Genomic DNA, 13,319 nt, shown 5'->3' with positions numbered 1-13,319 from the left:
ATGATATTGCACCAACTCATCGACTACGAAATCCTCCGCGTTATCTGGTGGCTGCTGCTCGGCGTGGTGCTGATCGGTTTTGCCGTTACCGGTGGCTTCGATCTCGGCACCGGCGCGCTGCTGCCCTTCGTTGCGAAAACGGATATCGAGCGGCGTGTCGTCATCAATTCCATCGGCCCGGTCTGGGAAGGCAATCAGGTCTGGCTCATCCTTGGCGGCGGCGCGATTTTCGCCGCCTGGCCGCCGCTTTATGCGGTGTCGTTTTCAGGTTTTTACCTGGCGATGTTCGCCACCCTGTTTGCGCTGATCCTGCGGCCGGTCGGTTTCAAATATCGCTCCAAGCGTGAAAGCACCGCATGGCGCACCGGCTGGGACTGGGCGCTCTTTATCGGCGGCTTCGTTCCCGCGCTGATCTTCGGCGTGGCGATCGGCAATGTGCTGCAGGGCGTTCCCTTCCACCTGAATGACGACCTCAGGATTTTCTACGACGGCACGACGCTGTTCGAACTTCTGAACCCCTACGCCATCCTCTGCGGCCTCGTATCCGTCGCCATGCTCATCATGCATGGTGCGGCATGGCTGGTGCTGAAGACGGATGGTCCGGTGGCGGCCCGCGCCCGCGCTTTTGGCAGCATCGCGGCCCTTGCCACGTCAGTTCTGTTTGCGCTCGGCGGCGTCTTTCTGTGGCTCGGTATCGATGGATATCGCTTCACCTCTGACATCGTGACCGATGGTCCGTCCAATCCGCTGTCGAAGACGGTCGAGGTCGCAAGCGGCGTCTGGTTTTCCAACTATGCGGCGCATCCATGGATGATGCTGGCGCCGGCGCTCGGTCTTGTCTTCCCGCTCGTGGCCTTCATCTTGTTCAGGGCCCGCAAGGAGGTGCTGGCGCTGCTTTCCAGCTCGCTCGCCATTTTCGGCATCATCTCAACGGTAGGGCTAGCGATGTTTCCCTTCATCCTGCCGTCCTCGGTTGATCCGAAATCGAGCCTGACGGTATGGGATGCATCGTCCAGCCATATGACGCTGTTCATCATGCTGGTCGTCGCCCTCATCTTCATCCCGATCATCGTCGCCTATACATCATGGGTCTATCGCGTGCTGTGGGGCAAGGTGGACGAAAAGGCGATCCGCGACGACAGCGGTCACGCTTATTGATCAAGAAAGAAGGAGATCGAACATGTGGTATTTCGCCTGGCTGCTCGGCCTGCCTCTCGCCGCCATCTTCGCCGTCATGAACGCGATGTGGTATGAGCTGATGGAAGAAAACGCGAAAAAGGCCGAAGCGAAGCTGGATAAATAAAGCTTTGGCGAAAACCTCTCCTCCGTCATGCCGGACTAGATCCGGCATCCAGCCACGGCGCGTCTGCGCCATGAGAAGAGTCTTTTTGCGATCAAGGACTTGATCGCGCTGGACCCCGGATCTGGTCCGGGGTGACGGAATGCGGATGATGCAACTCTGCCAAATATACAAGGGCGGCATCCGGTTAGGATGCCGCCCTTTTGTTACAACAGCCGTGCCTGCGATGCGCGGCTTCAGTGGATCGCGATGCCGCGCTTGTCCGCTTCTTCCTTGATGATGTCTTCGACGATGACTCTGTTGAGATTTGGATTTCCCAGAAGATAGTCGTCGGCGATCTCGAAGATCGACTTCGGATGCTCGGTCCTGTGCAGGGTGTCGAGGTCCTGGCCGATCTGCTCTCGAAGGCTGGAATAGTCGTCCATCGCGGCTCTCCCGTTTATCGGTTCAATCCAGAAGGTCGGCCGGAACCTTGCCGCCGTTCTCGGACAGTTTCTTGATGACGGCCTTGTGCAGCCAGATGTTCATGGTCGCCGAATCCGAGGTGTCGCCGGTATAACCGAGCTCGCCGGCGAGTTCCTTTCTGGCCGTCAGGCTGCTGTCGAGGTCGAGAGCCTTGAGAAGATCGACGATGGAGCGTTTCCAGTCGAGCTTCTGGCCGTTCTTCTTGACAGCCGCATCTAGAATCGAAGCGACGTCGACATTGCCGGCGGGGGCCGGGGCCGCCGCTGTCGGGGCGGGCGCGGCCGGGCTTGCTGCAGTCGGGCTGGCGGTGGTCGACGGTGTTCCGGCCGGAGCCGAAGTCTGCGGCGCGGCCTCGGCCTTGCCGAAAATAGCGTTCTTGATCTTGTCGAAAAAGCTCATGGTGTCCTCCCCTTAGCGGCGAAATGCCCGCCCGATGGCGATGAGAATGCAGGCGCCGATGAAACCGGCGATGAGATAACCAATCCAGCCTCCGAGCGAAATGCCCACGAGCCCCAGAAGGAAATTGGCGACGATGGCGCCGATAATGCCGAGAATAATGTTCATGAAAACACCCATATTGCTTTTCATGAACTGTTCCGCGAGCCATCCGGCTACGCCACCGATGATGATTGCTGCAATCCAGCCAACTTGTGCGTCTTCCATAACAGGCCTTTCCTTTCTAAAGAGGTCAGAAGGCACTGGACCCGCATTTTTTGCGCACGTCCCCCCGCCTTGAATTGACCCCAGGCGGGATACTAACGATGACGCAGAACTTTTGTTCCGTGCGGCGTGCACGCTATCGCAAACTCAACCCTGGCTCTCAAAATCCAACCCGATATCGAGAACCGGTGCGCTATGGGTCAGCCAGCCGACGGAAATGAGGTCGATGCCGGTTGCGGCGATGGCCGCGGCCGTTTGCGGATTGATGCGGCCGGACGCTTCGGTAATGGCGCGACCGGCGACGATCCCTACGGCCTCGCGCAGCTGTTCGGGGGCCATATTGTCGAGGAGAACCGCATCGACGCCCTCGTCCATGACGTCACGCAGCTGCGCAAGCGTATCGACTTCCACCTCGATCTTGACGAGATGCCCCACGCCCTGCCGGGCGTGGCGGATGGCGTCGCGCACGCCGCCGGCCACGGCGATATGGTTGTCCTTGATGAGAACAGCGTCATAGAGCGCAAAACGATGGTTCATGCCGCCGCCGGCGCGCACGGCATATTTTTCCAGTGCTCTCAGCCCCGGCGTCGTCTTGCGGGTGCAGGCGACCGAGGCTTTGCTGCCGGCAATGGCGGCAACGATTTTTGCGGTGACGGAGGCGATGCCCGACAGGTGGCCAAGGAAATTCAGCGCCGTGCGCTCCGCCGTCAGAAGGCCGCGCGAGGGGCCTTCGATCGTCGCGATGATATCGCCGGGGGCCACGCTTGCCCCATCCTGCACATGCCGTTTCATCACGATGGCCGGGTCTACCAGCTGGAAAGCAAGGTCCGCCGCATCGAGACCGGCAATAACGCCCGGTTCGCGCGCAGCCATGACGACGACCGAGCGATGATCGGCGGGAATGACGGCGGCGGAGGTGATATCGCCCGCCAGCCCGAGGTCTTCCAAGAGGGCGTTGCGCACGAGCGGTTCGATGATGAGGCGTGGCAGGGGAGAAAGGATCATGTCAGGCGCTCCGCGCAAGGCTGGCCGAAGAATGGCTGGAAGAGGAAAATTCGTGGGCGATGGTAATCACGTCGCTAAGGCTCAGCCTGCGCCTTGTCGCGGCTGCGTCCTTTTCAGGAAAATCGTCGCGGAAATGCGCGCCGCGCGATTCCGTGCGTTGCGCCGCGAAGACGGCGACGGCCAGCGCAACAAGGGCGGGATCGGATGCCGGGCCGTTCCGCTCAGTCAATGGCAGAAGATCACGGATCGCGCCCGTCAGTCCTTCCGCATGTCGCACGATACCGAGATGGCGGGAAACGATGGGCCGGACGGGAGAGAGGTCGACTGCCGGGAAGTCAGGCACGGGGAGGGGTGCGATATCGGCTGGCTGTTTTCCTGCATAAGTGCGCTTGCCGGCAATGTCTTCCGCTGCGCGCATGCCCATCGCGGCCGCTTCCAGCAGGGAATTGCTGGCAAGCCTGTTTGCGCCATGCAGCCCCGTGCAGGCGGTTTCGCCGGCAACCCAAAGGCCCGGCAACGAGCTTCGGCCTCTGCCATCGGTGGCGACGCCGCCCATATGGTAATGCACCGCCGGGCGGACCGGCACGAGTTCGCGGGCGGGGTCTATCCCTGCCTCGCGGCAGAGCAGGTCGATCGACGGGAAACGGGCGGAAAAGCCCGAACCGAGCGCCTTGCGGGCATCGAGAAAGACCCTGCCGCCGCGCAGCATTTCGCGGTCGATGGCGCGGGCGACAATATCGCGCGAGGCGAGTTCCGCACCCGGAACATCAGCCATGAAACGTTCGCCGTTTTCATTAAGAAGAAGCGCGCCTTCGCCCCGCACCGCCTCGCTCACCAGCGCCAGCGGCCGCCGGGGCGAGGAAAGCGCCGTTGGGTGAAACTGGACGAATTCCATGTCGGAGAGGGTGGCGCCGGCGCGGGCGGCGAGCATGATGCCCTGCCCGAAATTGCCGGATGGATTGGTCGTCGCCTCATAGAGCCCGCCGAGGCCGCCTGTGGCGAGAACGACCTGTGTGGCCGGCAAAGTGAAGCAGCCTTTGGGGCCGATGCAGGCTAGACCAGCGATAACGCCGTCTTCCGTCAGCAGGCGGCGCACTTCCGTGCCTTCCAGAACGGTGACAGAGGGCGTGCGTAGAACGGCGGCGGCGAGAGCCCTGACGATCGCCGCGCCCGAACCGCCGCCTTCGGCATGCAGGAGGCGCCTTCTGCCAGGGGCGGCCTCCAGCCCGAAGCCGAGCCTGCCCGCGGCATCCCGGTCAAAGCGCCCCCCCGCCTGCTCCAGTGCCTCAATGACGGCGGGGGCGGCGGAAACGATCTCTGCGGCCATTTCAGCATCGCAGAGGCCGTCACCCGCGGCGAGCGTATCGGCAAGGTGGAGGGCTGCACTATCGTCGGGGCCGAGGCTTGCCGCAATACCGCCCTGCGCCCAGGCGCTGGACGTCTCGCCGCCGAGAACGCCGCGTGTGATAAGCAGCACAGGCTGCGGCGCAAGCGTCAGCGCCGCCATCAGGCCGGCAATGCCGCTGCCGACAATGACCGTCCAGCCCGCATGCGACGAGAGGCGCTCGCTCATATTTCCAGCATCCTTTCCACGGCGCGGCGGGCGGCGACGGCGATGGCCGGATCGACCGTCACTTCGTGGCGGTTTTCCTCAAGGGCTGTGCGGATGTTGCCAAGCGTGATGCGCTTCATATGCGGGCAGAGATTGCAGGGACGGATGAATTCGACATCCGGGTGATGTACGGCGACATTGTCGCTCATCGAGCATTCCGTCAGAAGCACCACGCGGGCGGGGCGCTCGCGCCCGACATAGTCAGACATGACGGCGGTGGAGCCGGAAAAATCTGCAGCCTCCACGACATCGGGCGGACATTCCGGATGCGCCAGCACGGTGACGCCGGGATGGCTCTCCCTGAGTTCTCTGATGTCATCGGCGGTGAAAAGCTCATGCACCTCGCAATGGCCACGCCAGGCGATCAGCTCGACATTGGTTTCCTTCGCCACGTTCTTCGCCAGATATTCATCCGGCAGCATCAGCACGCGCGGCACGCCGAGCGATTCCACCACCTGGCGGGCATTGCCTGACGTGCAGCAGATGTCGGAGGCCGCCTTCACCGCAGCGGACGTGTTCACATAGGTGACAACCGGAACGCCGGGATAGGCCTTGCGCAGAAGGGCAATGTCCTCGGGCGTGATGGAATCCGCCAGCGAGCAGCCCGCGCCCATATCCGGAATGAGGACGGTTTTTTGCGGATTGAGCAACTTTGCCGTCTCGGCCATGAAATGCACGCCGGCGAGAACGATCACATCCGCCTCCACCTCCATCGCCTTGCGGGCAAGGGCAAGGCTGTCGCCGACGATGTCGGCGACGCCATGGAAGATTTCCGGTGTCTGGTAATTATGGGCGAGGATGACCGCGTTACGTTTGCGCTTCAACTCGAGGATCGCATCCACATCGTCCTGAAAGCCCATCCATTCGGCCTTGGGAATCACCCGGGCGACGCGATCATAGAGGCTTGCGGCGGATATCTGTTCGTTCACGGCACTCTCCCATTTATACTCTGTTTGAGTATATCCAGGGCAAAGAGATATTCTCATTGTGAGCATATGTCAATTGCGGGAGAGGGGCAGTTTTGTACCCGAGAGGGCGCGCTCATCGAGAACGGTCTGGCGGAAGCGGAAAAGCTTTGCCGGGCGGCCGCCGGTTTCGGTCGCCATGTCGCCGGTTTCTTCCACCAGCTGCTGCTGTTCAATCAGCCGGCGGAAATTCTGCTTGTGCAGCGTCAGTCCGGCCAGCGCCTCGATGGCGCGCTGCAGCTGCAGGAGCGTGAAGGCATCGGGCATCAGTTCGAAAACCACCGGCCGGTATTTGATCTTGGCTCTCAATCGCGCAATGCCGGTGGCGAGAATGCGGCGGTGATCGGCGAACATGGGCCTGCCGAAATTGACCCGCGGATCGCCCTGCGCTTCCTCGACCAGCCCGGCTTCATACAGCAGCTCGTAACGCTGCAGGGTCAGTTCCTCGTTCCAGCCGCCGCCATCGAGACCGAAGGTGAAATCCGCCCGCAAATGGCGCTGGCTTTTGCAGTTGGGATCGGAATCCGCCCATGCGCGCAGATTGTCGATAATGGTGTCCAAAACCCCAGGGCGGCCCTGGCGATGGTCTTCCCATGGGAAATATTCGTACCAGCCGTGCCACAGGGCGCGTTTGCCGCCTGATGCTTCCTGCTCGCGAACCAGCCCGAGATAACCGATGGAGATGGTTCTTCCGCCTAAAATGTCGTTGTTACGGTCGCGATCGGCGAAGGTGTAGAGTTGTTCGAGATAACCGACGGGGTGGTGGGTCTGTTCGTGGATCCATTCCCGCAACCCGCTCTGGAGCGTTCTGTGCCCGAATTCGAACGGCCCCGACGGAAGTGCTGCGCCTTCGCGAACGGTCATGACCCGCGGCTCATCCGTGGTGATGGCGGTGACGACGGCGATGAGTTCGGCATGGGCAAGCCCGATGGTCACGGCGGCTCCTCTGGTCGTTGGCTCTAGGGTCAACCTTCTTTGGCACAGGAAGGTTGGTTCGCCAACATGGCGGCCGAAATGGGCTGTCGATAATCCGCCGCCCACAAAACCGCGTCTCATCAGACAAAAGGATGAATTCTTGTGGTTAGCCGTCTATCGTCTGGTATGTTACAGACCCGCACAAGCATTTCAGACGGTAGAAGGCCGATGTTGGAGAACATATCGCTCGAAGAGACACTTGTGGGTTATTATACCTGGAACATCGGGCAGAACCTGATCTATCTCGATGCCGTGGCGGCCCGCCTGCGCGAATTCTCGCCGGAAAAAGCCGCCTGCGGCATTCCGGTCGAAGATTTCATCGCGCAGATCGAAAGCGGCTCGCGCGCACGCGTCGCCAAGGCGGTTTATAATTCGCTGACAAATGGCGTGTTCTATGATCAGGAATATCGCATTCAGCTCAAATCCGGCGGTTTCCGCTGGTTGCGGACAACCGGACGGGTGATCCTGGATAGCGACCAGCTCCCGATCATGGCCATGGGCACCGTGCGGGATGTCAGTGCGTGCAAGGTTTTATTGATGTGATATGCGGCCGGTCACTTTCGTAAAGACGGCCGATTTATTTTATGTCGTTCATTGTTTTGATGTTGCGGTGACATGGTCAGGCAGATCGCAATTTTGCTGTTTCAGATCGTCCTTGCCATAGGCCTCGGCATAGCCGGCATCCGCATCGCCTCGCTCGTCAATGGCGAGGCGACCTCCGCACCGGCGAGCCTTGCCGCCAATACGGAACTGCTGTGGACCACCTCGCCGGTGCGGGTCGATCCCCGTAGCCAAAATTACGAGCGCATTCCGACGCCGCCAGATCTCTATCCGATAAAAATGCATGCGGACCAGCGCCTGCGTGTGATTTCCAGCAACCGCTTTACCTTCAAGGGCCAGGAATTCCGCCTCGCCGGCGTGGAGGAGGTCGAACGCAACCGCGTCTGCACCGGCCCCGACGGCCGCCGTTACGCCTGCGGCCTCAACGCCTTCAAGGCGCTGGAGAACCGGCTGCGCGGCAGATATCTCGAATGTCGGGTGGTGGAGGAGGTGAGTGCGCCGGGTTCCCTGGAGTGCCGTATCAACGGGCAGGATGTGCGGGCGCTGCTGCAATAGGCGATGACGTCAAATGGCCTAAAAGATGAATAGGACCGGTTGGCCGAAAGCAGAATTTATTGTCTGAGAAGATTTGGTGGAGCTAAGCGGGATCGAACCGCTGACCTCTTGCATGCCATGCAAGCGCTCTCCCAGCTGAGCTATAGCCCCATAAGGGTTCCGGCATTTCTTCCGGTTCCGGGAACCGAAGCGGTTGTTGTTCCGTTCGGTGGCGGCTTACTACTGCGGCTTTCCGACGAGTGCAAGCATAAAAAACGGCCCGGCGTCATTTTTTTGTCGTCGGGCCGAATTATCGAGTAAAATCAAGCTTCTTCGTCGTCGCCCGATACGCCGATGATGCCGGACATGTCGTCGTCGTCATCTTCGTCGTCGGTTTCGAGGAAGGTGTCGTCATCGTCGTCGATTTCGACGTCATCGTCGTCACCCAGATCAGGGATTTCGTCGCCGCTGTTGTCGCCATCGGCATCTTCCAGCGAGACGAGTTCGACTTCCGTGTTTTCGGTATCGACTTCCGCCACTTCCTCTTCTTCAGCCTGCTCCATCTTGGCCTGGGCGGTGCTTTCCTCGAAGAAGGACAGCGGCCAGGACTTGCCGGTGTAGGGAGAAACGACCGGATCGCGGTTCAGATCGTAGAACTTCTTGCCGGTATCGGGGTCTGTGCGCTTGGTACCAAGTTCCGCTTTTGCCACTGTCTAAGCCTCAAATTGTCGGATGAGTTTCGGTGTGTACGCCGTAAAACCGGCATAGACGGTAAAATTTATAGCCGGTCCCCTTAATCGTTGCGCTCTTTCGTGTCAAAGACAAACTTCGGGTGCCGCCTGCCTCGGCGCAACCCCTATGCGGGGATGCTGATATAAATAGGGAGGCATGACACACTCTATTATATCAATGACGGATGCACAGGCGGAAAGCTTCATGACCTTCACGATCGCCATAGACGGGCCGGCCGCGGCGGGCAAAGGAACCCTATCACGCAGGATCGCCGAGACCTATGGTTTCCACCATCTCGATACCGGGCTGACCTACAGGGCGACCGCCAAGGCGCTTCTCGATGCCGGCCTGCCGCTCAATGACGAGGCCGTGGCCGAGAAGATGGCGCTGGAAGTCGATCTTGCGGGGCTCGATCGCGCCGTTCTTTCCCGGCACGATATTGGTGAGGCGGCGTCCAAAATAGCGGTGATGACGCCGGTGAGACGCGCGCTCGTCAAGGCGCAGCAGCGTTTTGCCTTGAAGGAGCCGGGCACGGTGCTTGACGGACGCGACATCGGCACGGTGGTGTGCCCGCAGGCGCCGGTGAAACTTTACGTCACGGCCTCTGCCGACGTGCGGGCGCGACGCCGTTACGACGAAATTCTGGCCAATGGCGGCAGCGGCGATTATGATGCCATCTTCACTGAGGTGAAAAAACGCGACGAGCGCGACATGGGCCGCGCCGACAGCCCGTTGAAGCCGGCTGAAGACGCGCACTTGCTAGATACGTCGGAAATGAGTATAGAGGCGGCGTTTCAGGCCGCGCGGACGATCATCGACGCCGCCCTGGAGAAACAGGTTTCTCGCGGAACCGCTTGAATTCGGTCCGCGTTTAGTCCGGAATTGCCCGAAGTCATGTCCTTGCGCCGGAAAGCCTTTTGAAAAGGCGGGCATGGGGTCGGGTATCAACAACACTAGCCCACCGGCGCTTTTGTATTCGCCATAGCGCGGATGCAATCAGGAGATTTCATGTCAGTATCTACCCCCACGCGCGAAGATTTCGCAGCGCTTCTCGAAGAATCCTTTGCCTCTAACGATCTTGCCGAAGGCTATGTTGCCAAGGGCATCGTAACGGCAATCGAGAAGGACGTTGCCATCGTCGACGTCGGCCTCAAGGTTGAAGGCCGCGTACCGTTGAAGGAATTCGGCGCGAAGTCCAAGGACGGCACGCTGAAGGTCGGCGACGAAGTCGAAGTTTACGTCGAGCGCATCGAAAACGCTCTCGGCGAAGCCGTTCTGTCGCGCGAGAAGGCTCGCCGCGAAGAAAGCTGGGTCAAGCTCGAAGCCAAGTTCGAAGCCGGCGAGCGCGTCGAAGGCGTTATCTTCAACCAGGTCAAGGGTGGTTTCACCGTCGATCTGGACGGCGCTGTTGCCTTCCTTCCGCGTTCGCAGGTCGACATCCGTCCGATCCGCGACGTTACCCCGCTGATGCACAACCCGCAGCCCTTCGAAATCCTCAAGATGGACAAGCGCCGCGGCAACATCGTTGTTTCGCGCCGTACGGTTCTCGAAGAGTCTCGCGCCGAGCAGCGTTCTGAAATCGTTCAGAACCTCGAAGAAGGCCAGGTTGTTGACGGCGTCGTCAAGAACATCACCGATTACGGTGCGTTCGTTGACCTCGGCGGCATCGACGGCCTGCTGCACGTCACCGACATGGCATGGCGCCGCGTCAACCATCCTTCGGAAATCCTCAACATTGGCCAGCAGGTCAAGGTTCAGATCATCCGCATCAACCAGGAAACCCATCGTATCTCGCTCGGCATGAAGCAGCTCGAGTCCGATCCGTGGGATGGCATCTCCGCCAAGTACCCGGTTGGCAAGAAGATCTCCGGTACGGTCACGAACATCACCGACTACGGTGCATTCGTCGAGCTGGAGCCGGGCATCGAAGGCCTGATCCACATTTCCGAAATGTCCTGGACCAAGAAGAACGTACATCCCGGCAAGATCCTGTCCACAAGCCAGGAAGTCGACGTTGTCGTTCTCGAAGTCGATCCGTCCAAGCGCCGTATCTCGCTCGGCCTCAAGCAGACGCTGGAAAACCCGTGGCAGGCATTTGCCTTCAGCCATCCGGCCGGCACTGAAGTTGAAGGCGAAGTCAAGAACAAGACCGAATTCGGCCTGTTCATTGGCCTCGAAGGCGATGTTGACGGCATGGTTCACCTGTCGGATCTCGACTGGAACCGTCCGGGCGAACAGGTCATCGAAGAGTTCAACAAGGGTGACGTGGTCAAGGCCGTCGTTCTCGATGTTGACGTCGAGAAGGAACGCATCTCGCTCGGCATCAAGCAGCTCGGCAAGGATGCTGTCGGCGAAGCCGCTTCTTCCGGCGACCTGCGCAAGAACGCAGTCGTTTCCGCTGAAGTCATCGGCGTCAACGATGGCGGCATCGAAGTGAAGCTCGTCAACCACGAAGACCTCACCTCGTTCATCCGTCGCGCTGACCTTTCCCGTGACCGTGACGAGCAGCGCCCTGAGCGCTTCTCCGTTGGCCAGGTTGTCGACGCCCGCGTCGTCAACTTCTCGAAGAAGGACCGCAAGGTCATGCTTTCGATCAAGGCTCTGGAAATTGCTGAAGAGAAGGAAGCCGTCGCACAGTTCGGTTCTTCCGACTCGGGCGCTTCGCTCGGCGACATCCTCGGCGCGGCTCTGAAGAACCGCGGCGAATAATCGCCAAGATCTTTGAAATGAAGACCCCGCCGGAATTTTCCGGCGGGTTTTTTGTTGCTTTCAGGTTGCGCCGGCGGGCGGGCAGCGGCGCTCTTCTCAGAGCATGCCGCTCATCTTGAGATAATAATTTTCCGCGCTGTCGTCGGAAGCCGCCGCAGGCGTGCTTTCCCGCTCGTCGGTCGTGTCATTGGCAGCAATGCGTTCTTCCGTATCGTCCTGACGATCGGAGTTTTCAGCGCCGGCCTCGGCCTCACCTTCCCCCTCATCCTCGGAAAAGGGACCGCCTCCGCGCGGCGGGGTCTCCGATTCATAGTCCTCATCCGCCGGCGGATAGGCAACGAGCGGCAGCGGCGTGCCGTCTTTTACCAGAGCGGCTGCGATCAATGATTGCGAGGCCGATTGCTCCAGCATCGCCATTCTCGCTTCCGGGTCCAGCGTGGCCCGTGGCTGCAGCTGGGTTTCGGGACGATGGGTCGCCGTTTCCGTTTCTTCGCCGGAGGGGCGGGCGGCGGCCGTTGCGAGGGCGGGTTTTTCCAAGGCCTGATCGTCAGAGGGCTGCTGCGCGCCACTTTGCGGCGCGGGCAGAGGCTGCTGTGTGCCGGCTGCCTTGGCAGGAAGTTTGCCAGCCGTGGCGGCAAGCAGCAGGGTGTTCATGGTCTCGGCGTCGTCCGCGAGCGGACCGGACGGTGGGTTAAAGCCCGTGCGGGGCTCTTTCTGCTCCGCCTTCGTTATCTCTCGATGCGGCAGGGCAGGGCGCGTTTCACCGGTTTCGGCGCGAGGCGGGTTTGCCGGGCGGGTTTCGGCCGGCACTTCCTTTGTCACGGTGCCGGTCTGTGGCAGAAGCGGACGTGCCGTGTTTTCGGCTCTTCCATCCGGCTTTGCGGCATTGCTTGGCGTATCATGTGTGTCGGCAGGCGGGGTGGAAAGCGTGGGCCGAGGGTCCAGCTGCGCGGTTAGCGCCGCCACCGTGGCTTTCACCGCTGCGCCACTGAGGGCGAGCGGGCCGATCAGCAGAGGCAGAAGCCGGCTGGCGGTCGAGGAATTTGCCGCCTGTGCGGTCACGGCCGGAGAGGGGCGACCTTCGGCATTCTGGCTCGGCGCGTTCTGTTGTTTCGGCGGGGCCGATTGCAGGGGGGTGGGATTGGAGGAATTGTTTTGCTGATAGGAAGAGACCACCGCCTTTGCTGCCAGATCCGCTCCCTTGTAACGGGAGAGCTCGATCAGCAGCGCGAGGCGGGCAGCATCCGGCCCGGTCGGCTGTTTCAGGATTTCGGCGAGCATTGAAAGTGTCAGGCCCTGCAGGGCTTTGCCGACCTGTTGTTCAAGCGCCAGACGTTGTGGCGCCGGCAGGGGGCGGAGCGCCTCTGTCAGTCGCGTCACATAGGTCTGGATCGCTTCGCCATCCCGCCGCGGTAGGTTCATCAGCTTGCCGAGCGCTTCCGCCAGAACGGCGGTGCTGCGGGAGAGCTGAAATTCGCTGGTGAGGGAGGCGATTGCCGCCCGGGCAAAAAGGCTGCCGCTATTTTCAGGGACGGGATTGCTCGGTTGCGGCGGTGTGGTCTCTTTCACCTGCCCGCGCGGCATCAGCGGGACCGTGGTTCCATAGGCGGCATCGGTTGCCGCAATTTTCGGTACAGGCGGTAACATGCTGCGCTCCGTTTCTATCGGTGACCGCCGCTGGCTGCGAAAGGGCCAATCCCCATTGGCTCTCTGGTCCGCATCTGGCTTAAATGTTGAAAAATCGCCGCGCCGGTGATGGACAGGTGTCATCTCGCCCGCTCATGCGGGAGCGCCGTATACG

At 60.8% G+C, this 13,319-nt stretch carries 15 protein-coding genes and 1 tRNA gene; 6 read left to right on the top strand and 10 right to left on the bottom strand.

The genetic code is table 11. From position 1 onward, the window contains the following. On the top strand, positions 1-1,158 hold the full coding sequence (cydB, locus tag ASB65_RS06945) for a cytochrome d ubiquinol oxidase subunit II (RefSeq protein WP_060723432.1): 1,158 nt from the start codon (positions 1-3) through the stop codon (positions 1,156-1,158). 22 nt (positions 1,159-1,180) lie between these two features. Further along, positions 1,181-1,303 carry a cytochrome bd-I oxidase subunit CydX gene (gene cydX, locus ASB65_RS06940; RefSeq protein ID WP_003508602.1) on the top strand — a complete coding sequence of 41 codons (123 nt, stop codon included), beginning with the start codon at positions 1,181-1,183 and terminating at the stop codon, positions 1,301-1,303. A gap of 233 nt (positions 1,304-1,536) precedes the next feature. On the opposite strand, the gene ASB65_RS06935 is transcribed toward cydX, so the two are convergent. The 7 genes from ASB65_RS06935 to ASB65_RS06905 form a co-directional block, all read right to left on the bottom strand. Further along, entirely contained in the window at positions 1,537-1,725 is a 189-nt protein-coding gene (locus ASB65_RS06935; protein ID WP_003508603.1) for a hypothetical protein, read from the bottom strand. Between the two features lie 22 nt (positions 1,726-1,747). Continuing rightward, positions 1,748-2,164 (bottom strand): DUF3597 domain-containing protein, encoded by a 417-nt coding sequence (locus ASB65_RS06930; RefSeq protein ID WP_060723431.1) that lies wholly within the window; start codon positions 2,162-2,164, stop codon positions 1,748-1,750. A gap of 12 nt (positions 2,165-2,176) precedes the next feature. Further along, entirely contained in the window at positions 2,177-2,428 is a 252-nt protein-coding gene (locus tag ASB65_RS06925) for a GlsB/YeaQ/YmgE family stress response membrane protein (protein WP_003508605.1), read from the bottom strand. A 144-nt stretch (positions 2,429-2,572) separates the two neighbouring features. Continuing rightward, the gene (nadC, locus tag ASB65_RS06920) at positions 2,573-3,430 is read right to left on the bottom strand and encodes a carboxylating nicotinate-nucleotide diphosphorylase (RefSeq protein WP_060723430.1); all 858 of its coding nucleotides are present in this window, start codon (positions 3,428-3,430) and stop codon (positions 2,573-2,575) included. A 1-nt stretch (position 3,431) separates the two neighbouring features. Then, positions 3,432-5,003, bottom strand: a complete 1,572-nt coding sequence (locus ASB65_RS06915) for an L-aspartate oxidase (RefSeq protein ID WP_060723429.1) — start codon at positions 5,001-5,003, stop codon at positions 3,432-3,434. Further along, positions 5,000-5,971 carry a quinolinate synthase NadA gene (gene nadA, locus ASB65_RS06910; protein WP_060723428.1) on the bottom strand — a complete coding sequence of 324 codons (972 nt, stop codon included), beginning with the start codon at positions 5,969-5,971 and terminating at the stop codon, positions 5,000-5,002. Before nadA ends, ASB65_RS06915 begins: the two co-directional genes overlap by 4 nt. Positions 5,972-6,040: 69 nt before the next feature. Then, positions 6,041-6,943 (bottom strand): NUDIX hydrolase, encoded by a 903-nt coding sequence (locus tag ASB65_RS06905; RefSeq protein ID WP_060723427.1) that lies wholly within the window; start codon positions 6,941-6,943, stop codon positions 6,041-6,043. Positions 6,944-7,150: 207 nt separating this feature from the next. Between ASB65_RS06905 and ASB65_RS06900 the strand changes: the two genes are divergently transcribed. Both ASB65_RS06900 and ASB65_RS06895 read left to right on the top strand, forming a co-directional pair. Continuing rightward, on the top strand, positions 7,151-7,525 hold the full coding sequence (locus tag ASB65_RS06900) for a PAS domain-containing protein (protein ID WP_003508649.1): 375 nt from the start codon (positions 7,151-7,153) through the stop codon (positions 7,523-7,525). A 72-nt stretch (positions 7,526-7,597) separates the two neighbouring features. Then, complete coding sequence (locus ASB65_RS06895; protein WP_060723426.1) at positions 7,598-8,098, top strand: hypothetical protein; 501 nt, start codon at positions 7,598-7,600, stop codon at positions 8,096-8,098. A 74-nt stretch (positions 8,099-8,172) separates the two neighbouring features. Here the strand turns inward: ASB65_RS06895 and ASB65_RS06890 are convergent. Beyond that, positions 8,173-8,248, bottom strand: a tRNA-Ala gene (locus ASB65_RS06890). A 152-nt stretch (positions 8,249-8,400) separates the two neighbouring features. Then, complete coding sequence (locus ASB65_RS06885; protein WP_003508651.1) at positions 8,401-8,787, bottom strand: TIGR02300 family protein; 387 nt, start codon at positions 8,785-8,787, stop codon at positions 8,401-8,403. A gap of 199 nt (positions 8,788-8,986) precedes the next feature. Between ASB65_RS06885 and cmk the strand changes: the two genes are divergently transcribed. Then, positions 8,987-9,667, top strand: a complete 681-nt coding sequence (cmk, locus tag ASB65_RS06880) for a (d)CMP kinase (protein ID WP_060723425.1) — start codon at positions 8,987-8,989, stop codon at positions 9,665-9,667. 150 nt (positions 9,668-9,817) lie between these two features. Further along, the gene (rpsA, locus tag ASB65_RS06875; protein ID WP_003508653.1) at positions 9,818-11,518 is read left to right on the top strand and encodes a 30S ribosomal protein S1; all 1,701 of its coding nucleotides are present in this window, start codon (positions 9,818-9,820) and stop codon (positions 11,516-11,518) included. A gap of 96 nt (positions 11,519-11,614) precedes the next feature. Here the strand turns inward: rpsA and ASB65_RS06870 are convergent, their stop codons facing one another. Further along, on the bottom strand, positions 11,615-13,165 hold the full coding sequence (locus tag ASB65_RS06870) for a hypothetical protein (RefSeq protein ID WP_060723424.1): 1,551 nt from the start codon (positions 13,163-13,165) through the stop codon (positions 11,615-11,617). Between the last annotated feature and the right edge of the window lie 154 nt (positions 13,166-13,319).

Source organism: Agrobacterium tumefaciens str. B6, from assembly GCF_001541315.1.
GTDB lineage: Bacteria > Pseudomonadota > Alphaproteobacteria > Rhizobiales > Rhizobiaceae > Agrobacterium > Agrobacterium radiobacter.
The sequence above is the reverse complement of the archived record's forward strand: the minus strand, read 5'-3'. Positions and strand labels throughout refer to the sequence as shown.

Excerpts from the sequence above, each read along its gene's own strand:
- rpsA (WP_003508653.1), top strand. The coding sequence starts at position 9,818 with ATGTCAGTATCTACCCCCACGCGCGAAGATTTCGCAGCGCTTCTCGAA.
- cydB (WP_060723432.1), top strand. The coding sequence starts at position 1 with ATGATATTGCACCAACTCATCGACTACGAAATCCTCCGCGTTATCTGG.
- ASB65_RS06925 (WP_003508605.1), bottom strand. The coding sequence starts at position 2,428 with ATGGAAGACGCACAAGTTGGCTGGATTGCAGCAATCATCATCGGTGGC.
- cydX (WP_003508602.1), top strand. The coding sequence starts at position 1,181 with ATGTGGTATTTCGCCTGGCTGCTCGGCCTGCCTCTCGCCGCCATCTTC.
- ASB65_RS06930 (WP_060723431.1), bottom strand. The coding sequence starts at position 2,164 with ATGAGCTTTTTCGACAAGATCAAGAACGCTATTTTCGGCAAGGCCGAG.
- nadC (WP_060723430.1), bottom strand. The coding sequence starts at position 3,430 with ATGATCCTTTCTCCCCTGCCACGCCTCATCATCGAACCGCTCGTGCGC.
- ASB65_RS06900 (WP_003508649.1), top strand. The coding sequence starts at position 7,151 with ATGTTGGAGAACATATCGCTCGAAGAGACACTTGTGGGTTATTATACC.
- ASB65_RS06915 (WP_060723429.1), bottom strand. The coding sequence starts at position 5,003 with ATGAGCGAGCGCCTCTCGTCGCATGCGGGCTGGACGGTCATTGTCGGC.
- ASB65_RS06895 (WP_060723426.1), top strand. The coding sequence starts at position 7,598 with ATGGTCAGGCAGATCGCAATTTTGCTGTTTCAGATCGTCCTTGCCATA.
- cmk (WP_060723425.1), top strand. The coding sequence starts at position 8,987 with ATGACGGATGCACAGGCGGAAAGCTTCATGACCTTCACGATCGCCATA.
- ASB65_RS06935 (WP_003508603.1), bottom strand. The coding sequence starts at position 1,725 with ATGGACGACTATTCCAGCCTTCGAGAGCAGATCGGCCAGGACCTCGAC.
- ASB65_RS06870 (WP_060723424.1), bottom strand. The coding sequence starts at position 13,165 with ATGTTACCGCCTGTACCGAAAATTGCGGCAACCGATGCCGCCTATGGA.